The sequence below is a fragment of the Flavobacterium sp. UW10123 genome (assembly GCF_040538975.1).
GTDB lineage: Bacteria > Bacteroidota > Bacteroidia > Flavobacteriales > Flavobacteriaceae > Flavobacterium.
Genome location: NZ_JBEWQE010000010.1, coordinates 115,861 through 140,773, shown reverse-complemented (window position 1 = coordinate 140,773; position 24,913 = coordinate 115,861). Strand labels below are relative to the sequence as shown.

26 protein-coding genes and 1 pseudogene are annotated in these 24,913 nt (G+C 33.8%); 10 read left to right on the top strand and 17 right to left on the bottom strand.

All coding sequences use genetic code 11. The features are described 5' to 3' along the window. Positions 1-14: 14 nt before the first annotated feature. Positions 15-1,808 (top strand): RagB/SusD family nutrient uptake outer membrane protein, encoded by a 1,794-nt coding sequence (locus tag ABXT06_RS13290; protein ID WP_354591177.1) that lies wholly within the window; start codon positions 15-17, stop codon positions 1,806-1,808. 43 nt (positions 1,809-1,851) lie between these two features. Next, the gene (locus ABXT06_RS13285) at positions 1,852-3,420 is read left to right on the top strand and encodes a DUF5123 domain-containing protein (protein WP_354591176.1); all 1,569 of its coding nucleotides are present in this window, start codon (positions 1,852-1,854) and stop codon (positions 3,418-3,420) included. 114 nt (positions 3,421-3,534) lie between these two features. On the opposite strand, the gene ABXT06_RS22765 is transcribed toward ABXT06_RS13285, so the two are convergent. The 5 genes and pseudogenes from ABXT06_RS22765 to ABXT06_RS13265 form a co-directional block, all read right to left on the bottom strand. Continuing rightward, entirely contained in the window at positions 3,535-3,837 is a 303-nt protein-coding gene (locus tag ABXT06_RS22765; RefSeq protein ID WP_502909040.1) for a pentapeptide repeat-containing protein, read from the bottom strand. Positions 3,838-3,882: 45 nt separating this feature from the next. Then, a pseudogene (locus ABXT06_RS22760) lies at positions 3,883-4,110 on the bottom strand (pentapeptide repeat-containing protein); the annotation flags it as partial. Positions 4,111-4,134: 24 nt separating this feature from the next. Then, the gene (locus ABXT06_RS13275; protein ID WP_354591174.1) at positions 4,135-4,335 is read right to left on the bottom strand and encodes a hypothetical protein; all 201 of its coding nucleotides are present in this window, start codon (positions 4,333-4,335) and stop codon (positions 4,135-4,137) included. A 70-nt stretch (positions 4,336-4,405) separates the two neighbouring features. Next, the gene (locus ABXT06_RS13270) at positions 4,406-5,326 is read right to left on the bottom strand and encodes a helix-turn-helix domain-containing protein (RefSeq protein WP_354591173.1); all 921 of its coding nucleotides are present in this window, start codon (positions 5,324-5,326) and stop codon (positions 4,406-4,408) included. 2 nt (positions 5,327-5,328) lie between these two features. Next, entirely contained in the window at positions 5,329-5,892 is a 564-nt protein-coding gene (locus tag ABXT06_RS13265; RefSeq protein WP_274254229.1) for a DUF6642 family protein, read from the bottom strand. Positions 5,893-6,063: 171 nt separating this feature from the next. Between ABXT06_RS13265 and ABXT06_RS13260 the strand changes: the two genes are divergently transcribed. Continuing rightward, positions 6,064-6,669: a 5'-methylthioadenosine/S-adenosylhomocysteine nucleosidase family protein gene (locus tag ABXT06_RS13260; RefSeq protein ID WP_354591172.1), complete on the top strand. Its 606-nt coding sequence runs from the start codon at positions 6,064-6,066 to the stop codon at positions 6,667-6,669. 43 nt (positions 6,670-6,712) lie between these two features. Here the strand turns inward: ABXT06_RS13260 and ABXT06_RS13255 are convergent, their stop codons facing one another. After that, a complete protein-coding gene (locus tag ABXT06_RS13255; RefSeq protein WP_354591171.1) occupies positions 6,713-7,036 on the bottom strand; it encodes a hypothetical protein in 324 nt (107 codons plus the stop codon). A gap of 310 nt (positions 7,037-7,346) precedes the next feature. Here ABXT06_RS13255 and ABXT06_RS13250 point away from each other — a divergent pair, with 310 nt between their 5' ends. From ABXT06_RS13250 to ABXT06_RS13235, 4 genes are all read left to right on the top strand, one after another. Further along, positions 7,347-9,149 (top strand): glycoside hydrolase family 2 protein, encoded by a 1,803-nt coding sequence (locus ABXT06_RS13250; RefSeq protein ID WP_354591170.1) that lies wholly within the window; start codon positions 7,347-7,349, stop codon positions 9,147-9,149. Positions 9,150-9,314: 165 nt separating this feature from the next. Then, complete coding sequence (locus ABXT06_RS13245) at positions 9,315-9,710, top strand: helix-turn-helix domain-containing protein (RefSeq protein ID WP_354591169.1); 396 nt, start codon at positions 9,315-9,317, stop codon at positions 9,708-9,710. A gap of 108 nt (positions 9,711-9,818) precedes the next feature. Further along, the gene (locus tag ABXT06_RS13240) at positions 9,819-10,448 is read left to right on the top strand and encodes an MgtC/SapB family protein (protein ID WP_354591168.1); all 630 of its coding nucleotides are present in this window, start codon (positions 9,819-9,821) and stop codon (positions 10,446-10,448) included. A 10-nt stretch (positions 10,449-10,458) separates the two neighbouring features. Beyond that, positions 10,459-10,980, top strand: coding sequence for a GNAT family N-acetyltransferase (locus ABXT06_RS13235; protein WP_354591167.1), 522 nt, complete (start codon positions 10,459-10,461; stop codon positions 10,978-10,980). 10 nt (positions 10,981-10,990) lie between these two features. Here ABXT06_RS13235 and ABXT06_RS13230 read toward each other — a convergent pair whose 3' ends face one another. Then, on the bottom strand, positions 10,991-11,791 hold the full coding sequence (locus tag ABXT06_RS13230) for an AraC family transcriptional regulator (protein ID WP_354591166.1): 801 nt from the start codon (positions 11,789-11,791) through the stop codon (positions 10,991-10,993). Positions 11,792-11,859: 68 nt separating this feature from the next. Between ABXT06_RS13230 and ABXT06_RS13225 the strand changes: the two genes are divergently transcribed. After that, positions 11,860-12,999 carry an Atu1372/SO_1960 family protein gene (locus ABXT06_RS13225; protein ID WP_354591165.1) on the top strand — a complete coding sequence of 380 codons (1,140 nt, stop codon included), beginning with the start codon at positions 11,860-11,862 and terminating at the stop codon, positions 12,997-12,999. A gap of 75 nt (positions 13,000-13,074) precedes the next feature. Here the strand turns inward: ABXT06_RS13225 and ABXT06_RS13220 are convergent, their stop codons facing one another. The 5 genes from ABXT06_RS13220 to ABXT06_RS13200 form a co-directional block, all read right to left on the bottom strand. Further along, the gene (locus tag ABXT06_RS13220) at positions 13,075-13,917 is read right to left on the bottom strand and encodes a DUF4249 domain-containing protein (protein WP_354591164.1); all 843 of its coding nucleotides are present in this window, start codon (positions 13,915-13,917) and stop codon (positions 13,075-13,077) included. Positions 13,918-13,921: 4 nt separating this feature from the next. Next, on the bottom strand, positions 13,922-16,540 hold the full coding sequence (locus ABXT06_RS13215) for a TonB-dependent receptor (RefSeq protein WP_354591163.1): 2,619 nt from the start codon (positions 16,538-16,540) through the stop codon (positions 13,922-13,924). Between the two features lie 99 nt (positions 16,541-16,639). Continuing rightward, complete coding sequence (locus ABXT06_RS13210) at positions 16,640-17,488, bottom strand: FecR family protein (protein ID WP_354591162.1); 849 nt, start codon at positions 17,486-17,488, stop codon at positions 16,640-16,642. Positions 17,489-17,497: 9 nt separating this feature from the next. Continuing rightward, the gene (locus ABXT06_RS13205) at positions 17,498-17,707 is read right to left on the bottom strand and encodes a hypothetical protein (RefSeq protein ID WP_354591161.1); all 210 of its coding nucleotides are present in this window, start codon (positions 17,705-17,707) and stop codon (positions 17,498-17,500) included. A 46-nt stretch (positions 17,708-17,753) separates the two neighbouring features. Beyond that, positions 17,754-18,275: an RNA polymerase sigma factor gene (locus ABXT06_RS13200; RefSeq protein ID WP_354591160.1), complete on the bottom strand. Its 522-nt coding sequence runs from the start codon at positions 18,273-18,275 to the stop codon at positions 17,754-17,756. A 289-nt stretch (positions 18,276-18,564) separates the two neighbouring features. On the opposite strand from ABXT06_RS13200, the gene ABXT06_RS13195 reads away from it, so the two are divergent. Next, positions 18,565-19,137, top strand: coding sequence for a hypothetical protein (locus tag ABXT06_RS13195; protein ID WP_354591159.1), 573 nt, complete (start codon positions 18,565-18,567; stop codon positions 19,135-19,137). Between the two features lie 3 nt (positions 19,138-19,140). Then, positions 19,141-21,261 carry a cation:proton antiporter domain-containing protein gene (locus tag ABXT06_RS13190; RefSeq protein WP_354591158.1) on the top strand — a complete coding sequence of 707 codons (2,121 nt, stop codon included), beginning with the start codon at positions 19,141-19,143 and terminating at the stop codon, positions 21,259-21,261. A gap of 81 nt (positions 21,262-21,342) precedes the next feature. Here the strand turns inward: ABXT06_RS13190 and ABXT06_RS13185 are convergent, their stop codons facing one another. From ABXT06_RS13185 to ABXT06_RS13165, 5 genes are all read right to left on the bottom strand, one after another. After that, positions 21,343-22,059, bottom strand: coding sequence for a type 1 glutamine amidotransferase (locus ABXT06_RS13185; RefSeq protein ID WP_354591157.1), 717 nt, complete (start codon positions 22,057-22,059; stop codon positions 21,343-21,345). A gap of 91 nt (positions 22,060-22,150) precedes the next feature. After that, positions 22,151-22,633, bottom strand: coding sequence for a GNAT family N-acetyltransferase (locus ABXT06_RS13180; protein ID WP_354591156.1), 483 nt, complete (start codon positions 22,631-22,633; stop codon positions 22,151-22,153). A gap of 6 nt (positions 22,634-22,639) precedes the next feature. Further along, positions 22,640-24,058 (bottom strand): aminotransferase-like domain-containing protein, encoded by a 1,419-nt coding sequence (locus tag ABXT06_RS13175; RefSeq protein ID WP_354591155.1) that lies wholly within the window; start codon positions 24,056-24,058, stop codon positions 22,640-22,642. A gap of 18 nt (positions 24,059-24,076) precedes the next feature. Further along, positions 24,077-24,445 (bottom strand): hypothetical protein, encoded by a 369-nt coding sequence (locus ABXT06_RS13170; RefSeq protein WP_354591154.1) that lies wholly within the window; start codon positions 24,443-24,445, stop codon positions 24,077-24,079. A gap of 178 nt (positions 24,446-24,623) precedes the next feature. Then, positions 24,624-24,881: a hypothetical protein gene (locus ABXT06_RS13165; protein ID WP_354591153.1), complete on the bottom strand. Its 258-nt coding sequence runs from the start codon at positions 24,879-24,881 to the stop codon at positions 24,624-24,626. Positions 24,882-24,913: the final 32 nt, after the last annotated feature.

Genomic DNA, 24,913 nt, shown 5'->3' with positions numbered 1-24,913 from the left:
TAAATTTTCACAAGATGAAACATAAAATATTAATAGCAGGAATGTTTGTTGCAAGTTTTTTTACTTCTTGCTCAGATGATTACTTAGATGCCCCAGCAAAATCAACATTAGATGAATCAGTTATTTTTTCTAATCCAGGATTGGCTGAAGGCGCAATTGATGGAATAAAAATTCCTTTTGCAGAAACGAATTCATATAGAGGCCGTTATCTTCCTTTTTATGGTATGAATACAGATACAGAATGGTATAACTCTTCTCAAACGGTAAGTGATGCGTCAGATTTGTGTACTTATGATGCGCAAACAGGTAACTCTCAAATGAATACAACTAATAATGCTTGGGCAATGATGTACTCAGGTATTGAACGTGCTAATATTGCTATTAGAGGTTTGCGTAATTACGGAAATCCAACACCTGGATCGGAGCTAGGATATTTATTAGGTGAGGCATTAACTTTAAGAGCTATTTATTATGCCGATTTAGTAAAAGCATGGGGAGATGTGCCGGCAAGATTTGAACCGTTAAATAATCAAACTTTATATGTGGCGAAATCAAGTCGCGATGTGATCTACAAGCAGATTATTGCCGATTTAGGAGAAGCTGCAACATTAGTACCTTGGCCAGGTGGAAGTGCTGCAACAAGTAGTGTAGAAAGAATTAATAAAGCGTTCGTAAAAGGATTTCGCGCCCGTTTGGCATTGGCTGCCAGTGGTTACCAACAATATCCTGACGGTATCAGAAGAAGTACAGATCCTGAATTGTCTGTTGCAAATATGTATGCTCTGGCATTGGCAGAATCTCGTTCTGTTATTACAAGTGGTTCAGCACATTTGGAGCCTTCGTTTGAAACATTCTGGAAAAAATACAATCAGGAATACCTAGTTGCAGGTGGAGAATCTTTATGGGAAATACCTTTTTCAGACGGTAGAGGACGCATGTTGTTTACTTTTGCTGTAAAACATACTACAAACGACCAGTTTCATGCAAATGGAGCGAATCGTGGAGGAACTGCGGGACCACTTCCTACTGTTTTTTATGATTATGACCAAGAAGATACTAGAAGAGATGTAACATGTGTTCCTTATAAATATGGCACAGCAGTAAATAATGTCGCTAAACAAGAATTAGGAGCATTAAATACTTGGTATTTTGGAAAATATCGTTACGAATGGATGACTCGTTTTGTAACATCAACAAATGATGATGGTGTAAATAAAATTTATATGAGATATGCCGAAGTCCTTTTAATAGCAGCAGAAGCCGCAAATGAATTAGAAGGCCCAGCCTCGGCAGCTCCATATCTAAAAGAAATTAGAAGAAGAGCATTTCCTGCAGCATCTCAGGCAGCTAAAGTTGAAAACTATGTAAACTCATTAACTAGCAAAGGAGCAATGTTTAATGCTCTTGTTAATGAAAACAAATATGAATTTACAGGAGAGATGGAACGTAAACAGGCTCTTATACGTTGGAATTTATTAAAAACAAAATTAGATGAGGCTAAAGTGAAAATGAAAAGCTTATCTGATCGTACAGGTGATTATGCTGATGTTCCGTCAACTTTATACTACAAATATAAATCGGATAATGTGACTTTAGATATTTATGGTCTTAATCGTGGAGAAATTGCAAATCCAGGAGCAGATTATTCGCAATTCACATGGACTTGGACAGGCTCTACAGCAGATACTAAAATCAATACTTTATACAAACCAGGAGTTGATCCAAACAACAGACAGTTTTGGCCAATTTGGAAGGTTTTTATTGAGGGTAGTAATGGGATGCTAACAAATGATTATGGATACGAATAACGAATGATTCTAGTTAGTGACTTGAAAATTAATAAAGTATATTATGAAAACAAAATATAAAGTAAAGGGATTTGTTGCTGTAATGTTGCTGGCTCTAGCGGTTTCAAGCTGTGAGAGTTACAATGAAGCGGTTATTGACAGTTTAGATGTAAATAGGACTTTTTCGCCAGTAGGCATCTCTGCTGTAGTTAGAAATAAAACTACAGTCGAATTAAATTGGATGGTTAAAGAAGATGCAGATCATTATATTGTAGAAATTAGTGCAGATGATCCTAATTTTAGTACAATTTATAAAACTTTGAATGTCGCCCCAACAGAACTTCCAGTGCAAATTGCATTAGAAGGAGAAACAGTTTATTCTTTCAGAGTAAAAGCAATTAGCGCTACAGGTTTAGAAGATTCTAAGTGGTCTCTTGCTACAGCTACAACTTTGGCGCCAGAGCTTTTCTTGCCTATTCAAGATGGAGATATAGAAGCTAAGCAAGCTACATTGAGATGGACTCCTAATAATAGTGTTGCACAAATTGTTTTAAATCCAGGAGCATTAACGCATACTCTTACAGCGACAGAAAAGACAGAAGGAATTGCCATTATTACAGGATTATCTCCAGAAACAGCTTATACAGCAGAGTTAGTGAATGGTACTAAAAAGAGTGGAAAAACAATATTTACAACAGGAATTGATATTGGAACAGGAATCTTAGTAAAAGCAGAAGATGATTTAAATGCTAAAATTAATGAAGCACCTTCAGGATCTATTCTAGTATTAATGCCAGGAGATTATACTGTATTTACAGGCGAAATACTTTTGAATAAATCAATTACCTTAAGAGGACTTCGTAGTTATGATAAACCAAAACTACATGTGAAGTTTACACTTAATGCAGGAACATCAAATCTTTCATTAATTGACTTAGATTTAGAAGGAACAGCTGTTGGCGATAGTAACTTTATTACTTTGTCTGGAGCAAGTACAAGTTATGGAGACATCTTAATTAGTGGCTGTAATGTTCATGATTATTTAAGAGCCTTGGTTTATGGAAATGCTTCTGCAGCAAAACTGAATTCGTTTACAGTTGATAATAGTATTGTTAAAAATGTAAATACAAATGCACAAGCTGATTTTATTGATTTCAGAAACACTTATGTTGCAAACGTTGTTGTGAAAAATAGCACATTTGATACTTGTTCTGTTGGACGTGACTTTGTTAGAGCCGATGCTGTTGCTCCTGCAAATGGTTTTTCGGGGACAGGATTAACAACAAATGTATTAATTGAAAGCTGTACACTGTATAAAGTATCAAATACTTCAGCTTCAAAGAGATTATTGTATTTACGTTTTGCATCAAATGCATCAACAGTGAGAAATACATTAATTACATCAACAAGTGCAATTTATACAAACCAGCCTGCAACAACAATGCCTACATTTAATAAAAATTATTATAATGAGGCTATAAGTTTTGTAGATGGTACAATTGTAAATAATAAAATTGATGCGTCTGCTACTAGTGCTAATCCGCAGTTTGTAGATCCTGCAAATGGAGATTTCACAGTTAAAAACCAAACAATAATTGATAATAACATTGGAGATCCTCGTTGGTTAAAATAAAAATCGTGGTTGATTAAATAGAAAAAGCGGGATGCAATTAAGTTTGTAATCCCGCTTTTTTAGTTTTCAGTGATGGGGGTTAACTGAAAATTGTAATTGCATTGAAAACTAAAATCATTCAATAGATAAATCGAATTTTTCTAATAAACCCGCAAGTGCCGTATGAGAAACCTTTGTTCCTTTAATTTTATTTTCTGACGGATCAAAAGCATAATTTCTAGAAGTTCTGAAATCGGTTTTTTCTAGAATGCTTTCCACGAAAGTGGCACCAGAAAGATCACAGTTTTTAAAAACTGCTAATGACAAATCGGTGTTGGAGAAATCTGTTTCTTTTAAAGAACAATCTGTAAAGTTGGTTTTTTTTAATTTTTTATAAATGAAGGTAGAATAGTCTAAAAGACAATCTTCAAAATTCATGGAGAATAAGAAACTATTGCAAGAACTAAAATCAAGTCCCATTAATTTACAGCCGATGAATTTGATGTTCTTTACTCCAGTATTTCGTAATGTTGCCAAAGAAAAATTGCAGTTTTTAAAAGTAGAATCCATAAAATCATTATGACTCAAATCACTTTTAGAAAAGTTGCAGTTAATGAATTCGCAGTTTACAAATTCGGTATTGGCTAAACTTTGATCTGAATAATCGATTGTTTCAAAAGTTCGGTTTTGGTATAATTTTGATTCCATATTAAATTTAAAAAGGCATGTAAAGTTTTATTCTAATTCGATACAATCAAAAACAGGATTGTTTTGAAGTAATGCAGCAACGTTCAATTCGCTATCAACTCTCAAGATATTGTCGCAATCTTCGAGATCAAAATTCCACAGCGAATTAGGCAATAATTCATTTAAGAGGACAGAAGCCGATTCAAATTTAGCTTCACTGTCAACGGAGGTTTTAAAAACATAAATCATAATTTGCATTTTTGAGGAAGCAAATTTCTGAAAAACGTCTACATATTTGTTAGGATTCTTTAATCAATGATTAGGACTTATCAATCAATTTTCGGTATCGAATAGGGGAGATTCCTTCTGTTTTTTTAAAGAAACGGCTAAAGTAAGATTGGTCTTCAAAGCCTACTTGCGTTGCGACTTCGCCCACAGAAAGAGTAGTTTGAAAGAGTAGATATTTTGCCTCAAGCAATATGTTTTCGTCAATCCATTTCACGGCAGATTTTCCTGTAACATTCTTTACACATTTATTCAAGTGGTTTGGAGTGACATTTAGTAAAGAAGAATAGTAATTGACCTGATGCTGGGTTTTTATGTGATCGTGAATCAGTTCTTTAAATTTTGCTGTTAATACTTCTGCCGCCGAAATATTTTTAACGGTTTTTACAGCATTTTTATTCATTTCATAAAATAAAGTAATCAGGTATGACTGAACGATATTCAGATCTGTAATCGTCGTCTCAGAATATTCCTTTTTCAATCTTTCTAAAATGTTTGTAATTGGAGCTATATCTTCAGCAGCTAGTTTGATCTTTGGATTTCCTGAAATTTTCAAAAAATCAAAATCATTCAGCAATTCACGGCTGCCGTATTTTCTAATCAGAATATCAGGATGAAATTGGCAGATATAACCTTTATGAATATTGTTTACATTATCGAGGGAAAAAATCTGACCAGCCGGAACCATTATCATTTCGTTGTCTGTTGTGACATATTCCTGATAGCCTAATTTCATAACATGCTGACCAGACGAAATAAAAATTAGAGTATGGCAAGAATGTTTAGAAGGCGGAACAGGATGCTGCATTTGCATGATCTCTTCAATTTCAAGACAGAAAAAATGATCCGAATTCGATTTGAAAAGCAAATGAATAGGATTGTCTTCTCCTAAAAACTTCTCTCGAAACCCTTTTGGATTATAGGTTTTTATTTTATCTGCCTGCTTCTTTTTCATTTTTAATAATATAATCTAAAATCAAGCAGTTTGCAGAGATTGTAATGTTTGGTATAAAGATCTTCGACCACTTCGATCAAATTGTCGTTTTCCTGATACAGACTAAAAAACGCTTTGTCAATCGTACTGCAGCTGGCAATTTTATTGTATGTAGAACCGTAGCCAGAAATAGCTCTTGCGCCAGTAATATCTAAGAAATATTGTGCTTCTTCTTCGTTTAAGTCTAAAACTTTAAGATTGGCAAAATGAATAATTTTGCCTTTCATTTTTCCTTCAAACAATTCGGCAATTTCTTCAATGCTGTAATAATAGTCGTGAAGACAGATATTGTTTTCCTGACCTGGCATGGCTAAATAGATAATTTCGTAATCTTTGAAATTATGATCTTCGTAAAGCAGAATATTCAAACTTTCTTCTAAACCCTCAATCGTGTCGCAGGTTTTATGAATGCTTGAAATGCCTTGGTCAATAGCCAATTCTTCAAGACATTTTACCACATGTGTCGGGGTATGATCGTCTATATCTTTAACGCCTTCAAGGCAGAAAATAAATTTTTCATTATCCATGCAGTTTTTTCTTTCTTTTTTAAGATTTTTTAGTGGTTCTAGCAAATGTATTTTTTAAATCATAAAATCCAATAGATAAAACAGACTTTAACGTCTTTTTTGGATTTTAAATTTAAGTTAGAGCAACGTAAATTTTTAAACGTATTTTTGTAAACCGAAAATAAGTTACGCATGATACATATTAATCAAACAGCATCCTTTGCTGTTGAAGATATATTATTCTGCTTTGCTCTCGAATCTGAAGCAGCAGAAGTTTTTAAAGGCCACAATGTTTTAATTACCGGAATCGGAAAAGTAAATGCGGCTTACGAGTTGACAAAAGCCATTCTAAAGAAAAAGCCTTCTGTCATTATAAATCTGGGTTCGGCAGGAAGCAGCTGTTTTCAAAAAGGCGAAGTAATTTGCTGTACTAAATTTGTTCAAAGAGATATGGATGTTCGCGGTTTAGGTTTTGCATTGTACGAAACGCCTCTTTCTGGTTTGCCGCCAGTTTTAGAATATGGTTTGTTAATGGATAATCTAAAAGAAGGAATCTGCGGAACAGGCGATAACTTCGAAATGGGACATTGCTCAGACGCCTACAATTTGGTTGATATGGAAGCTTATGCTCTAGCGATGATTGCTATGAAAGAAAATATTCCGTTTTTAAGCTTAAAATATATTTCTGATGGAGCCGATGATAATGCTGCAGAAGACTGGACTGTTCAAGTTCATAAAGCGGCGATTGCTTACGGTAAAATTTTAGGATTGATAAAAGAAACGGAAGCCATTTCTTAGTTGAAATGGCTTTTTTAATTTTTAAATTCAAGATATGTTTGCTTTAATGGAGAGCATTTTTTTTATAAAATGTATAAATTCCATTTTCTTTTCTGTAAACACTAAAAATATTAGTATTTGATTCTTTTGAAATAGAATCTCCTATTTTTAGGTCAAAATTATCCTTAAATGTAGAGTCAATTCTCAATCCATCTTGCAAATAAAACTCAGTCGTTCTTAATTGCCAATTATCTCTCTTTACAATAATGCTGTTCACCTCTAACAGCATAAATTTTTTATTCAATTGATTATTATATATAACAAATACAGTAACTGCAGAAATGATAATAACTAGTGGTAAAACTCTATAAAGATTTATTTTTTTCATATTTGTTTTAACTAAAAAATTGGCTTAACTATTGGCGTATATTGATTATTTGCTTGAATGTTTATTAGTGATTTTTGGTTAAGGTTGGCAAATTTGATTTTCAAATATATTGGTATTTTTTATGAAAAAAGATTTAAAAAATCTGATTTTAAAATTAGAAATCTTATAAATGCTAAACTGATAAGTATTTGATGGGTTATTTTTAACTAATACGGAATGTTTGTTTACTACTGAATTTGAGAAACTTTTTAACTTTATAACCTTCATATTTTACTAACTAAAGACTTTCAAAACCAAAATGATTTTAACTATGAAAAAGATAATAATGCTGTGCTGTACTTTTCTGTTTATTGGAAAAACAATAGCGCAGGAAATTCCGTTGGTGGCTAATATTTCTTCGCGAAACAATATTACTCTGAACGGAAAATGGAGTTATATCGTAGATCCGTTGGAAAACGGATATTTTAATTACCGTTTAGAGCCTTTTAAAGACAACGGATTTTTCGAAAATAAAAAATGGAACACCACAGAACTAAGCGAGTATAATTTTGCAACCTCAGCAGTAATGGATATTCCGTCAGATTGGAATTCGAAAGATCAAAGATTGTTTTTTTATGAAGGAACAGTTTGGTTTCAGAAAGACTTTAGCTATAAGAAAGATTCCAAAAACAAAGGAATTCTTCATTTCGGAGCGGTCAATTATGATGCAAAAGTTTATGTAAACGGAAAATTGGCAGGAACACATATTGGCGGTTACACACCTTTCAATTTTGACGTAACCAATTTATTAGTTGACGGAAATAATTTCGTAGTCGTAAAAGTCGATAACAAACGTCATAAAGACAATGTGCCAACCGTAAATATGGATTGGTGGAACTACGGCGGCATTACAAGAGATGTAACTCTAGCTCAAGTTCCGAACACCTATATCGAAGATTATTTAGTTCAATTGGATAAAAAAGAAAAAGGAAAAATTTCGGGTTGGATAAAACTAAATAGCGAATCGACAAATCAAACAGTTTCGGTTTCCATTCCAGAACTGAAAATTAAAAAAAGCGTTACAACAGATTCTAAAGGAATGGCATATTTTGAAATAAAAGCCAATCCAATCTTATGGACACCTGAAAAACCAAAATTATATGGCGTAACCATTTCTAAAGCTGATGAAAATATCGCGGATCAAATTGGTTTTAGAACAATTGAAACTAAAGGCAAAGAAATTCTCCTAAACGGAAAAAAAGTCTTTTTACGCGGAATTAGTATTCACGAAGAAGCACCTTTTAGATCTGGAAGAGCTTGGTCTCAAGAAGATGCGATTACGTTATTGACTTGGGCCAAAGAACTAGGTTGCAATTATGTTCGTCTGGCGCATTATCCGCACAACGAAAATATGGTTAAAGAAGCCGAAAAAATGGGATTAATGATTTGGTCTGAAGTTCCTGTTTATTGGACAATTTCGTGGACAAATCCAAATACATACGCCAATGCCGAACGCCAATTGCACGATATGATTTACAGAGATAAAAACCGTTGCGGAATCGTAATTTGGTCAATTGCCAATGAAACTCCACATGGTGATGATCGTGATGCTTTCTTGAGCAAATTGGCAAAATATGCGCGCACGCAAGATAATTCTCGTTTGATTAGTATGGCGATGGAAGTTACTTCGAGTTCAAACAACATCAATACGCTTCATGATAATATGAATGAATATGTTGATATTGTAAGTTTCAATCAATATTTGGGTTGGTACAGAGGAACCAACGAATCTTGCAAAGACATGCAATGGGTGGTTCCGTACAACAAACCTGTTATTATTAGCGAATTTGGTGGCGAGGCTCTACAAGGTTTACACGGAGATAAAAAAGAACGCTGGAACGAAGAATATCAGGAAGAATTATACATTCAAAACACACAAATGTTCAATCGCATAGAAGGTTTAGCGGGAGTTTCGCCTTGGATTTTGGTTGACTTTAGATCACCAAGAAGACAGTTGCCAAATATTCAGGATTTCTTTAACCGTAAAGGATTAATTTCAAGCAACGGAATTAAAAAGAAAGCTTTTTATGTAATGAAAGATTGGTACAAACAAAAAGAAGAAGAATATAAATAAAGAGAAGTTTTTAAAATTTATTTTTTGTCTGAAAAGTTGTATTTTTGAAAAATAAAAAATAAGAAGTATAAGTAGTTAGCATAAGAATGTTTGGTATCAAACAAGTCAATTTATGTAATCTAAATATTTCGTATTATTTTAAGTCGTAATTATTATCTTTGAACTATGAGTACAGCAACTAAACCAAAACATATCGGCAGAAATATAAGCCGTATCAGAGAGCTTAAAGATATGAAGCAGGATGCATTGGCACTGGCTTTAGGCATAAGTCAACAGATGGTTTCGAATATTGAAAATAGCGAAACAATTGACGAATCAAGACTAAGTGAGATTGCAAATGCTCTTGGAGTTTCTGTGGAAGCAATTAAAAACTTTTCGGAAGAAGCGGTTTTTAATATTATAGGTAATACTATTCAAGATCACGGTACACTTTCGACTACAACAGGTAATTACAATTGTACTTTTAATCCTTTAGATAAAGTTGTAGAACTTTACGAGCGTTTGGTGCAAGCTGAAAAAGATAAAATTGAATATTTAGAAAAACTATTAAAAGAGAAATAGTTCTTTATATGAATTCATAAACAAAGAAAACCTTCAAAGTCATTTTGATTTTGGAGGTTTTTTTATGTTTTTTCCTTAATTTTAATTTGAAAAAATTAAAGAGTGTAAATGGAAGTAGAAATTGTCATAAGATTGCTTTTGGCAGCATTTTGGGGCGCTTTAATTGGAGCCGAAAGAGAATACAGTGGAAAAGCGGCTGGTCTTCGTACTACAATAATGATTTCTGTAGGAGCTTGTTTCTTTACCTTTATGTCCGAATGGATCGGCGGACCAGGAAATCCAGACCGTATTGCTTCTAATATTGTAACCGGATTAGGTTTTCTTTGCGCGGGAGTAATTTTTAGATCAGATAATCATGTTAGTGGCATTACTACGGCGGCAACAATATGGTCGGTTGCAGCTGTAAGTATGGGAGTGGGAGCAGGCTATTATTTTGCATCGGCTTGTGCGGCCTTGATGATTCTTTCGATTCTTACGGTGCTTACCTTTCTTCAGGACAAAATAGACCTCATCAACGCACATAAAACTCTTAAATTAACTTTTAAACGTTCTGATAGTGGATACGCAAGATGCAACGAACTTTTTTCGACTTATGGCATAAAATCAAAATTGATTGTGCAGCGTCGTAATCTGGATCATATAGTTTTAGAATGGCAAATACATGGTCCCAAAAAATCTATCGAATCTTTGTATGCAGCACTTTTGCAAGATCCTGTTTTTGAGGAATTGATATTATAACAATAAAACTATGAATTTTAATTTACAACCCGTTTTAGAAAATGATTTTTGCATTCTTTCTCCTTTAGAAGAAAAAGATTTTGAAGCTTTGTACCAAGCAGCTTCCGATCCTAAAATTTGGGAGCAGCATCCAAACAAAGATCGATGGAAAAAAGAAGTTTTTGAAAACTTTTTTGAAGGTGCCATGAAAAGTAAAGGCGCTTTTAAAATCATAAACAAAGAAACAGGAGAAGTTATCGGAAGTACCAGATTTTACGATTTTAACGAAGAAGACAATAGTGTTTTTATCGGCTATACTTTTTATGCCGTTTCGTGTTGGGGAAAAGGAATTAATCAAAGCGTAAAAAAAACAATGCTGGATTATCTTTTTCAATATGTTTCGAAAGTGAAGTTTCATATTGGTTCAGAAAATATTCGCTCGCAAATTGCAATTTCAAGAATCGGAGCCAAAAAAGTAGCCGAAGAAGAAGTGGCTTATTTTGGAGAAAAACCAAAATTGAATTTTGTGTATGAAATCGATAAATTAAATTGAATCTGCTGAATTATTTCCGAAGACTTGGTTTTTCTTGAATTACATTAAAATAAGAAGCACTAAAAGCCGAAAGACTTTTGTAACCAACTAAATGGGCAATTTGACTTAAAGTATATTGTTTGGTATCTAAAAGTTCAATGCTTTTTAGAATGCGAATTAACTGCAAATATTTTTGAAGTGTAATATTGGTTTTCTGTTTAAAAATCCTTTGCAAGCTGCGAACCGACATTTGGGCTAGATTAGCCAATTCGTCAATTTCAAAAGCATATTGATAATTTTTGTTGATGTAATCGCAAACAGGAATCAAACGATCATCGGCAGGAACTGGAATTTGTAATGAATTATTTTCTTGACAAAAATTCGGAAGACTCGTTAAAATAGCTTTTAAGAAATTGGCTTGTTCTTCATTTTCAGTTAAAAGTTTATCCCATTTTTGAGCATAAAGAATCATTTCTTTTAAAACATTGGGAGCCGAGAAAACATGCACATTTTGAAAAAAATCTTGTTCAGGAACAGATTTGAATAAAGCAATTATCAAGTTTACGGTTTTAGATTCAGAAGAAATACGATGTTCTTTTTTGGTCGGAATCCAGATAACATGATTTTGCGGAACGAGATAAGTCTTTTCTTCAATATGAAAATATTGATAACCTTCTTCTACATAAGTTAATTGGTAACGTTCGTGCGTATGAAGATATTCGTCATGCTGCCAGTTTTGGTCATACCAAACATAAGCGTTTGTTGGTATATTGTCATGAAATTGACCTTCTTTTGATTCGGATAAACCGCATTTTAAATTGGCGTTCTGCATGTAGTTTTTGGCAAAGTTAATAAAAACGTCATGGCTAATTTTGTAAATGAATATAATTTACAATAAACATGAATAAATTACACGTCTTTTGGGTCGGTATTTTAACGGTATTCTCGATCCATACAAGCGAAGCGCAGAATAAAAAAGCGAACATATTGGTTCTTATACATTCTGATAATGGAGGAACTTACGAGTTAGCAAAAGAAATTGCTAAAGGAATCGAAAGTGATCAGAATGCTACAGCAATTATTAAACAAGTAAAAACGACAGTAAATTCTAAGTTAAAAGATATTCCAGTTGCAACGGTTGAAGAATTGACATCGTATGACGGAATTGCATTTGGTTCGCCTGTTTATTTTGGAAATATTAGCACTGCCATGAGTGAGTTTCTTTCAAAAACAGTCAATTTATGGACGAATCATGCTTTAGAAGGAATGCCAGCAACGGTATTTATGTCGGCAGGAAGCGGAGCTGGAAAAGAATTGGCATTGCAGTCTTTTTGGAATAGTCTAGCTGTGCACGGAATGGTTTTGGTTTCAAACGGAATTAGAGGAAACGAAAAAATAGATAAAAAGATTCCGCAGGGGAATTCGGTTTTAGGAACTACGAGTTTGGCTTCTTTAAAAGATGTTCCAAGACCAACAAAAGACGAACGTTATTTGGCAGAATTACAGGGAAAAAATTTTGCAAAAGTTGCATTGGCACTAAAAGGAACTTTTTCGAAAAAGGAAATAGCAGAAAAACAGCAAACGTCAATCAATGATGTATTAAAAGAAAAAAATATTGTACTTCCGCAAGTGCCAAAACCAGCAGGAAATTATCAGCCTTTTGTGCGTTCAGGAAATTTGATCTTTATTAATCAGGTTGCTTTAAAAGATGGAAAGATTTTAAATCCCGGAAAATTGGGCGTAAATCTAGATGAGCAGCAAGTAAAAGACGCAACTCAAGCAACAATGCTTAATGTGATTTCTGTTTTGAATGAAGCTCTTGATGGAGATTTAAACCGTGTAAAGCGTTGCGTACAGCTTACAGGAATTTTCAATACCAAAGACGATTACACTAAACATGCCGATTTAATGAATGTAGCTTCTAATTTAGCAGTTGAAATCTTCGGAGAAAAAGGAAAACATGCCAGAGCCACTTTTGGAGCTTCATCTATACCAGTAAATTCTTCGGTTGAAATACAGGCAGTTTTTGAAGTGGAATAAAATAAGAACGTTTTAAAAAAGAAAAACCCTTAGACAGAAATGCTTAAGGGTTTTTAGTTTTTATTAAAAAGATTTTTACTTCACCAAATAATCAACCTGATCGGCTTCGCAAAGTCTGAAATAACCAAAGGCAAAATTATTAGCATCAGAAGTATTTACAATATTCCCTCTAATGTTTCCTGGCGGAACAGAAAAAGGATTTGAATTGGATGCTTCCAAAATTAATTTCCAGTAATTGTAGAAGTTTTTAGAAACTCCTCTATGAGTAATTTTTACAGTATTCCCAGATTTCATTTTGTCTTCATGAGAATATCTTGTACTGATTTCGTTTCCGTTATAAAATTCATCATTTGTGATTTCATATTCTGGATAAATTAAAAATGAAGCTTGATAATCGGTTACATAAAAATTGACTTGATCTGCTGGATCGTTGTAATAAAAAGTCAATTCAATGATATCTGTTCCGTCAAAATCAGGAACAATATTTTGCTCGATTTTATTAATTGGCGTTACAGAAGTCAGTTTTTCAACAGCTGTGAAACTTTGTCCTTCGGCAGTAATAAATAATTTATAATCGGCATTAAGAACAGGAACAAAATCAGTGCATTTGTAGACTCCAGCTTCGGTTTCGTTAAACGTAAAAATATCTCCGTTACTGTTTTCTATTCTTACTTGAGCGCCAGAAACTTTTGGCGTAGAACCGCTGTAATAAGGAGCCGTTTTACTGATTTTTATGGTTTGTTCCTTTCCATCAGTTCCCTTTTTCCAGATAATTTCGGCATCAATAACCAATTTGGTTTCTCCTGTTTCCAGATCCAGATTGACCACATCTTCGCACGACGCAAAAGAAAAAACAAAAAGAAGACTCATTAATGCTAGCACTCTGTTCATTATCGTATATTTTTTCAATTTATTCATAGCATTAAAATTTAAAATTATAAGAAACCCCAGGAACAATTCCGAAAATAGAAAGCCTTCTGGTTTCATTTGCTCCCGTATCTTCATTGGTTGTAAAACTCATAGAAGCTGCATTTTTTCTGTTGTAAATATTGTAAAGGCTAAATACCCAATAGCTTTGCCATCCTTTCTTTTTGTCTGGTTTAGGAGTATAAGTTGCCGCAACATCTAAGTGATGGAAAAGCGGTAATCTGTTTTCGTTTCGTAAAGAATAATTCGGAATATGAATGCCTCCCATTTCATAATAGCCATTTGCATAGGTTACTGGCTGTCCAGACTGTAACGTGAAATTTCCATTAAATGACCATTTCGGGTTCAGTTCATAACTTCCTACAATACTCAAATTATGCAGTTTGTCGTAACCAGATAAATACCAATCGCCGTTTGCAATTCCTGGTTCTTCGGGAGTTCTTCCCGGAGTTTTTTGTTCAGCACGAGATAAAGTGTACGAAATCCATCCTGTAAAAACGCCAGTGTTTTTTCTGAACAACAACTCCATTCCGTACGATCTGGCTTTTCCGTTTAAAATAACCTGCTCAATATTGTTGTTAGCCAAAACATCAGCGCCGTCAATATAGTCAATACGATTTTGTACATTTTTATAAAATAATTCGGTTTCTAAAGAGTAATCTCCGTCTTTGAAATTTCTAAAATACCCCATTGCATACTGATCCAAAAGCTGAGGTTTTGTAAAAGGTCCGCTTGGTGTCCAGATGCTCATTGGCAGAGGTGACTGTGTATTTGATAAAATATGAATGTACTGCGCCATTCTGTTGTAACTCGCTTTTATAGAAGTTTCGTCGTTAAAGGCATAAGACAAAGCAGCTCGAGGTTCAAAATTGTTAAACTTGCTGATGGTTTTTCCTTTTCCGTACGAAATGCTTCCGTTAGGCGTTCCTTCTTCATAAATTTTATACAACGGATTGTACACAACCGCTTGACCGTTTTCGTAAGTGCTGATAGTTTCATCTCCTAAACGATAAAACATGCTGTAACGAAGTCCGTAACGGAAATTCAGTTTCTCTGTAATCTGATTTTCAAAATCAACAAAAGCAGAGGCTTCTAATGCATATTTTTTATCCAATTGCATATAATTAAACTGAGAATCTGGAGAAGTCGGTTTTACAACTCCAGGATTAAAGTTGTAATATAAGCCATCAATACCATAATTGATTTTGAATTTCTCTGATTGTTGGAAATTCCAATTGTATTTTAAACCGTAACTCGCAATATTGCTGTCCCACTTAAAACTTTCAATCGGAATTTCTAGATTAAATCTATAATCGCTGTAGAAAGTAGATAAATTGCTGTTTACGCGGTCAGAGAATTTATGTTTCCAACTTAAAATACCCATTGTACTTCCGTAAGTGCTGGCAAAACGATCGTTGATGTCAAATATGTCATTTCCGAAATAACCAGAGAAAGACAGCGAATTCTTGGCATTAAAGCGATAATTTAATTTAGCATTCAAATCATAAAACATGGCAGAGTTGTTATTGTCTGCCAGTTTCATGAACAAATGCGCGTACGAGGCACGTCCGGAAAGGATAAACGAACCTTTTTCTTTTTGTAAAGGACCTTGAACTAAAAGTCGGCTTGAGATAATTCCGATTCCTCCATTTACTTTATATTCTTCAAAATCTCCTGTTTGCTGTGTAACATCCAAAACAGAAGAAACGCGTCCTCCAAATTTTGACGGAATTCCGCCTTTATATAAATCTAAACCGTTAACGATATCAGCATTAAAAATAGAAAAGAACCCAAACATGTGCGAATCTGCATATACAGGAGCGCCATCTAAAAGAATCAAATTCTGATCGGCAGCACCACCGCGGACATTAAAACCCGAAGATGCTTCTCCAGCATTAGTAACTCCTGGTAAAGTCAAAATTGATTTTAACGGATCAGGTTCGCCCATTGCAACAGGAATTTTTTTGATTTCCTGCATAGAAAGCTTGTTAACACTCATTTGTGTTGTTTTGATGTCAACTGCTTTGTTATTCATTACAATAACTTCTCCTAGTTGCTGGCTATCTGGATCTATGTTGAAATTGACTCTGTTGTCATCTGTAACAGCAACTCGTTTTTCCTCATTTTTAAATCCAACATAACTCACTTGAATGGTATAATTTCCGTTTGGAACATCAATGCTGTAATTTCCATTAGCATCTGTTACAACCCCAGTTTCCAATTCTTTAATAAAAACATTGGCGCCAATAACGGGTTGTCTTTCATCATCAAAAATGCGGCCTGTCAGCTTACTTTTTTTTTTGGTTGGCTTCTGAGTTTGAGCTTTCTGTTTTACAAAGATATTATTGCCAGTTATAGAAAATTGTACAATCGAAGTTTGGTTCAATTCCGAAATAAGTTTGCTCATTTCGATATTCTTATACGTGTTTTTTTGCGTAAAATACTTTTTATTGGTATCTATCTGATCTGTAAAAGCAAATTTAAAATCGGTTTGACTTTCAATCTGTTTGAAGAATTCTTTTAAAGTTACGTTTTGATCTACAGTTACTGTGACGCTCTGGGCAGACATACATAAACTGAATAAAAAAAAGCACGCTGAAATTATATGCTTCATGAAATTTTGTATTTTTGAATATTATTAAATGGATAACTTAATGTTATCCTGAACATTAAGGAGGATGTGGAGTTTCGCGGCTTACATCCTTTTTTCTCTTCATTGAAAAGTGATCTGCTTTAAATCTTCATTTATTTCAAAGTTTAGGTTATACATTTCTGATAGTAATTGTAGAATCGTTTTTAAATCTTCTTTTCGATTGATTCGAATAGTGATTTTCTGATTTTGGTTTTCTTTCGGAAGAACCACTTTATAGCCATAATTCTCTTCGATGTAATGACTTACAGCAGAAAGATTTTCATTATCAAAATCTATAAAACGGCTAAATTCTGATACTGAAGCAGTTTGGTTTCCGTATGTAAATTTCTCTCCTGGTTTTAAAATCCATTTTTGGCTTTGGCCTTTTACATTCATTTGAACGCTTCCTTCAAAAAGCTCGACGGTCACTCGTTCGTTTTCAGTTTCTTTAACTATAAAAGAAGTTCCTAAAACAGTAGTTGTCGTTTCATCGCAAAAAACCTGAAAAGGATGCTGTTTGTCTTTTTTTACTTTAAAATAAGCTTCGCCATCAATTTCAATTTTTCTGTTTAAAGCAAAATTGTTTCCGTAAATAATTTTAGAGTTCGGACTCAATTCTACTTTTGAGCTGTCCGGTAAAACGACATATTTTATAGTTGAGGTTTTATTCTCAATTACATTTTCGGCAAGAACTGCATTTTCAACAGAAGCTGATGTTTCGGTAAAATAAATTCCAGTTCCAATAAGTGCAAAAAGTAAAACCGAAGCCGCAGCATAAAGATGCCAAGGCTTATATTTTTTCTTCTTCTCAGAAAATGTTTTAGCATGAAATTGTTCCCACGAAGCTTCTTTATCGCTGTCGGAATGAGATAGGGGAGATTCTTCCCATAACTTTTTAAATTCTTCGTCAAATTTTTCCTGATCCATCATTTCTAGATATTAAATAATTTGACAATGAAATCCTTGTTTGGTAAAAACACCGTAAACCATTTCTTTGATTTCTCGGTTAGTTTCGATTTTGAGGATGTTTTCGCGTCCCTGACGATCAAAATTTATGATACAGTCAGAAATGACAAACTGAAGATAAGCTACAAGTAAGCTTGCATCTTTCTTTGTTTTTACATTAGTTTTATACGCTTCGATATGCATTTTTAGTTCTTGTTTTATAGTATAACAAACGAGAACTAAAAAGTTCCTAATGGTTTTCGATTTTTTTTCGAATAAATTTACTGGCGAGATAAATATGATTGGCAATGGTCTTTTCAGAAAGATCCGTTATTTCTGCAATCTCCTTATAGCTAAGGTTTTCCAGTTTATGTAAAGTAAATATTTTTTGCTGCTGTTCAGGAAGCTGATTAATGAAGTTTTGCAATTTTTCTTGTCTTTCTTCAAAAATTCCTGAGTCAGGTTCTTCGTCTAGCACATCAACTTGAATAGGATCAAGCGGTATTATTTTATTTTCTCTATTGATGTGATTAAGAATAAGGTTCTTGCAGATAACAAAGATCTGTTTATCAAACAGCACCTCTTCGTTAAGCAGTTCTCTCTTATTATAGAGTCTTATGAAAGTTTCCTGAACAAAGTCTTCGGGAGTAAATACAGAAGAATTAAATCGTTTGGCAATATTTATAAGTTTATCGTAATAGTTGAAGTAGACTTCTTTGAAAGCTGCTTCATTACCTTTTTTTAAACTTAAAATAAATTTTTTATTGTCCATAACGAAAATATCGTGACTAGCTTCCTAGTTCTAAACTCACTGGTTTCAATATTATTGTATTCAGAAATTGAGTAATCTAAATCAGAAATGTAATAAGTTACAAAGTACCGTAATTTAATTCAAGATTTGACGCTTTTATAGAATAAATGTTACAATTTGTTTGCTTCTTTTTTTATTTATAAAAGCAGATTGGTGGCTAATAAGGAACGCTAGCATTGGCATTTTTCTTGGTTTTACAGCAATAAACCGATTTTTATCCTTAAATTGTTGTTTACAAAATTCAACTGCTATGACTTTGAAAAGACTTTTAGTTTTAATCCTTATCCCTCTCTTAATTTCCTGTAATAATAAAAAAGAGCAAGAGCTTACAGAAAGAGAAAACGCACTTCTGGAACGCGAAAAGCAATTTGCTGATAAAGAGGCTGAATATGAGCTATTGCTGAAAATGAAAGATAGCCTTCAATCGGTTGTTCAGATAAAAGATACAGTGCCTAAAATGAAAGTTTGGCCAGATAGCCTAAAAATTAAATGGAATAGTAAAATGATTTGCAGAGAATCTAATTGCACCAATTATGTTATTGGCGATCAGCGTACAGAAGTATGGGAATTTGCATCAGATTCTACAGGCATGTATGTCAATGTTTTGAATAATAACGAGATTAAAAGAGTGTTTAGAGGGCAATATTTGATTAATAAAATAGTGCTGGATTCTTCAAAAGAAAGTTCTGCCAAAAGCAATGTAAAGATTAAAGTCATCTTAGACGATATCAAAAAGAATGTTATAAAAGGCACACAGACTATAACAGGACAAGACAACTGTACGGCAAGATTCTCGGTCGAACTCACTCCATCTAAAAAATAATTTATGTTTTTGAGCATACATCATATAACTCTTCCTATAGAAGATCCGCTTTTAAAATATCTTATTGAGATTATTATAATACTTTGTATTCCGCTTTTACTAAATAAAATAAAAGTGCCGCATCTGCTTGGTCTTATCATTGCAGGAGCTCTTATTGGACCAAATGGTTTTGGGGTTCTTTCAAGAGATAGCAGTGTTGTAGTAACGGGTACAACAGGATTGCTATATATTATGTTTCTGGCCGGACTAGAAATTGATATGGCCGATTTCAAAAAAAATAAATGGAAGAGCATCACTTTTTCTCTCTACACTTTTGCCGTTCCTTTTATTTTGGGGCTTCTAGGAGGTTATTATATATTAGATTTTTCGCCATTAACCACTGTTCTTTTTGCTAGTTTATTTTCATCGCATACTTTAATTGTGTATCCAATGGTAAGCAGTTTAGGAATTGCTAAAAATCTGGCTGTAAATGTAACTGTAGGAGGAACCATGATAACAGATGTTCTCTCTCTTTTGGTTTTGGCTGTTGTAGTTGGAATGTCGCAGGGAGATGTCGGAACGGCGTTTTGGCTGAAACTTTCCATTTCGATGGTAATTTTTACTCTGATTGTTTTATTAGCGTTTCCAATAATTGCTCGCTGGTTTTTTAAAACTGTAGAAGATAAAATTTCACAATATCTTTTTGTAGTCGTGATGATTTATTTTGCTGCACTTCTTGCCGAACTTGCAGGTATTGAATCTATTATTGGAGCATTTTTTGCCGGATTAGCATTAAACCGATTGATTCCGCATACCTCATCTTTGATGAATAGGGTAGAATTTGTGGGAAACGCCATTTTTATTCCTTTCTTTTTAATGAGTGTCGGAATGCTGATTGATTTTAGCGCTTTTATACAAAGTTGGGAAACTTTAGGAGTCGCTGCAGTAATGCTGTTTGCTTCAATTGGAGGAAAATATTTTGCAGCCATACTTACCAAGAAAACATTTAAACTTACAAACGATGAAGGTCTTTTGATATTTGGTTTGAGTTCGGCTTCTGCGGCAGCAACATTGGCTTCTGTAATGGTGGGATATAATATTATCATTGGAGAGACAGATGCTGGAGAACCAATCAGGCTTTTAAACGATCATGTTTTAAATGGTAGCATTCTTTTGATTTTAATTTCTTGTACCGTTTCTTCTTTCGTTTCTATGGCAAGCGCGCAACGGATAGCTGACGCTGACAAAGACAATAAAGTATCGGGAAAAAGTGAAGAAAAAGAAAATATTCTTTTAGCGCTTAACCATGAAGAGACCGTAGAAAAGATGGTGAATCTGGGACTTATGGTAAAAACATCGACCAACACAGATCGTATTTTTGCTGTAAATGTTATTAATGAAGAAGAAAATGAATCGTCGGTAAAAAATGCAGAAAAGATTCTAGAATCTGCTGTTAAAGCGGCTGCAGCTGCGGATGTCACACTGAATCCGATTACGCGCCATGATAATGATACAGCCAGCGGAATTAGTAATGTTATTAAAGAAAAAGAAATTACCGATCTTATTGTAGGATTGCAAGGAAGAAAAGGTTTTTCGGCTTCTTTTGTGTACAATTTGTACAATGGCTATCTTAAAAATAAAAATGTAAATCTAATGGTTTATCATGCAGTTCAGCCCGTATCGACAATTAAAAAATACGCTGTATTGATTCCTGAAAATGCAGAAATGGATGCTGGATTTTTTCATTCCATGTTAAGAATTTGGAATATCGGGCGCAATTCTGGAGCAAAAATGAGTTTCTATGGAAAAGACAAAACCATGCTGATTTTGCAGAGAATTGTAAAGAAAGCATCAATTGAAGCTACATTCAATACAATTGGTTCTTGGCAGGAAGCGCAAGAAATTGCTTTTGATTTAGGAGAAGATGTTGGTTTAATTATTATGATGGCCGATAAAGGAATGCATTCTTATGTTCCGCGTATGCAGGATGTGCCAGATCTCCTTAATAACCGAGTAAACAATAATAATTATATGCTTATTTACCCTTTTACTAAAACAGAAATAAATACAACCGAGAAAAGGGCTGTAAGCAGGCACGATGATTTTGCTGAGATTGGTAAAGTGATTCGAAATATTTTTAAGTAATAAAAGAAAATAGAGAAAAGAAAAAAGAAAGCCCTTGAACAGAGATCTGTTTAAGGGTTTTCTTTTTTGATATAGATAAGCTTAACTTTTATAAGAAGATGAAAGTTTGTCGAGAAACTGAAAAAGCTTTTCGTTCATTTCGGTAAAATCAGAAGAAAGAATCTCTTCAGGATTTTGAACAAATAGATGTTTTTCGCTTTTCGTTAATAAATCAGTTTCGCTTTCGATTAAAAGAGAAACTACTTCGGTAGTGAGTTCTATGTGGCATTGAAAACCATAAACAAGATTAGAATAAGAAACAATTTGTATTGGACAGCCTTCGCTAAATGCTAATATTTTACTTTCTTTAGTTAAACCTGGCATATCGTTATGCCAATGTCCAACGTTTAGAGTTGTGCCAAAATGATTTATTTTTTCATCTTTCATTCCGTCTTCGGTTAAAGTTATCGGAAATACTCCAATTTCTTTTTCTGCACTATGATCAAAATTTGCTCCCAAAGCTTCACCAATTAATTGAGAGCCTAAGCAAACGCCAACAACAGCTTTTCCTGCAGAAATGCATTTTTGTATCAAAGCAATTTCTGCTTTAGCGTTAAAATGCGGACATTCTTCAAGAGTTGTGTTTGGACTCTGCGGTCCGCCCATTACGATAAGCATATCTATAGAGTCTGCAGATTCTGGTAATACATCATTTTCATAAACTTTAGAAAATGATATTTTGTGATTTCTGCTTTTAGCCCAATTTTGATAAGCACCCGGAGCTTCGTAAGTTTCGTGTTGTATAAAGTGTATGTTCATTCTATATTTAAAAAATTAAAGTAAATTTATTAGAATAAAGAACCTTTTTGATAGTCCACTTTTTCTTTTAGTGAAGCAGTCCAGTTTAAATTTAAGAATTTAGCGCAAGCAGCATTTGAATGTCAACTCTATCGTAAGACGATGAAATGCCTGTTATTTCTTTAAAACCTAATTTTTCATACAATTTGATAGCTGGTTTCAGTTTGGTATTGCTTTCCAAATAAATTCTAGAAGCACCTTTGTCTACAGCCCATTTTATAGCTGATTCTGCCAATAAATTTCCAATGCCTTTTCCTTGCGCTTTTGGACTTACAGCCATTTTTGCTAATTCGTAATCGTATTCTTTTCCGTCACTTTTTATTAAAGCGCAAACACCTAAAACGTCATCATTCAAAATTGCAGAAAAAATTTCGCCTCCTTTGTTAATGATATATTCTTCGGCATGATCGAGAGCTTTTACATCATTAGGTTCTACTTCAAAATAATTTGAAATCCATTCTATATTTAAATCCTTAAAACTCTTTTGGTATTTCGGACTGTAGGTTGCAATTTCTACTTGCTCTTTATTTTTCATAATTCATTAAATGCTATTTTTTATTATTCTGCCCAATTTCTCTAAATCAGAATTCACGCGTTCATTCCATTCTAAAACATACGTTAATCTCATACAGTTGTTGTATTGATTGTACTGCGAAAAAATTCTTCCCGGTGCAAAAACGATTTTTTGAGCCAAGGCAGTGTTGTATAATTCTGTTGTAGAAATTCTTTCATCTAATTCTACCCATAACATAAAACCGCCTTTTGGCTGCGCTATTTTAGTGTTATCAGGAAAATAAGATTCTACAGCGCGATTAATCTGGATATAATTGGCATAAAGTTTATTTCTAAAGGTTTTAAGATGATGATCATAACGTCCGTGTTCTAAAAAATCTGCAATAACATCAGAATATAAAGAAGAATTGCAAACCGTTTGAACCAGCTTTTGTCGAATGATTTTATCTTTAAACTTTCCCGGAGCAATCCATCCAACGCGATAACCTGGCGCAAGAGTTTTAGATACAGATCCGATCCACAAAACTAAGCCAGCTTCGTCATAAAATTTACAAGGTTTCGGACGCTCTGAACCAAAGTAAAGATTGCCATAAATATCGTCTTCAATTAACGGAATGTTGTATTGTGTAATTAGTTTTACCAGTTCTTGTTTGTTTTCATCTGGCATTTGAAATCCCATTGGATTATTGAAATTGGTGACAAAACAACAGGCTTTTATTTCAGGCAATACTTTTTTTAAAGCGTCAAGATCTATTCCGTACAAAGGGTGAGTCGGAATCTCAACTGCTTTTAAACCTAATGCCTTAATGGCTTGGAGTACTCCAAAATAAGCTGGGCTTTCTACAGCAATGCTGTCTCCTGGAGAGGCTACTGCCATAAGGGCGTTGTAGACAGCATGCATAGCGCCAGAAGTAATTACAAGATCATCTTCGGTAATTTTTCCTTCCATGACAATTGCCCATTTTGCAATGGCACGGCGAAGCTCTTCAGATCCCTGCACAGGTTCATAAGCAGTGCCCGCGTCATTTCTTTTGCGCACTGCATTAATAATTCCTTTATTAAGTTTGGCTACAGGCAAGAAATTCTTTCCAGGCAATCCAAGTGCAAATTGGGTCACGTCTGACTGGTTGATGGTGCCGAAAACTTTATCAATAAGTTCTTCGGGAGTATTTTCCGTTTCGTGATTGTCTATGTGTGCAACTGTTGGAAGTGCTGCCGTACGCTGTGAACTTTTACTCACATAATATCCTGTTTTTGGACGCGATTCTATAAGCGAGCGGCTTTCCAATTCTAAATACGCCTGCTTAATGGTATTTAAACTAACATTATACAGTTTTTGTGCACTTCGCACAGATGGCAATTTATCGCCAAGCACCAAAGTTTCATTGTGAATCTGATCTTCAATGATTTTTGCAATTTTTAGGTATAATGTTTCTCGGTTTTTCATTTCTGCTTTCTTAAGCGTTTAAAAATTCAGGTAGTGAATAAAATGCTCTGTGCTTTGTTTCAGTTGCATGGCATTGTTGAAATTGGCACTTCTTTTTTTCTTTAGAAAATTTTTGATGTATTCATTAAATGCTAATCGATCTTCATTTGTCAAACTTCCGTCGTCATAAATTTTAAATCCGATTTCATTATTTTCATCCAATACTAAGCTCGCAAACGAATTAATTTCATTGTCTTTTTCGCAGAGAAGAAAAGGCATCCCAAAAAGCATTTTATCTTCAGCTTTCTCACGCATATTCTGAATGAAGATGTTTTGCAAAATCTCCATATCAAATACATAAACTTCTCTAAATGTTGTTTTTTCCTGTGTTACTGCTTTAGACTCCATATCTTTTTTTAGCAAAATTATTGCGATTATAGATTTGGGTACAGATACAGAAAATAGTTTTTTTATGGGTACAGATAAAATTACTGTTTTTTGCCGATAAGATGAAGGGATTATAAAAAGAAAATCCTTGAATGTTCTATTCAAGGAATGTTTTAAAATTAGAAAAAAGGAAAAACGATTATTGATTTTCTTTTTCCAAATCTGCAGCAGAAATCTGATCTAATATATTGGTTTGGTTTGGCGAAATGTAGTTTTTATTTTCGCTAACCTGTTCTTTCTTAAAAAGAAGGTCTAGTGCATTGTAAAGTTTTAATAAAACATCTTTGTCTTCTTTGGCAATATCTAAAGCGGTATTGAAATTAAAAACATAATTATTAGAATTGCGTACTTCTACTTTTATAGTCTTAGATGTGATTTTAAATTTTACTATGTCCATATGTTATAAAATTGCATCTGCAAAATAACTAT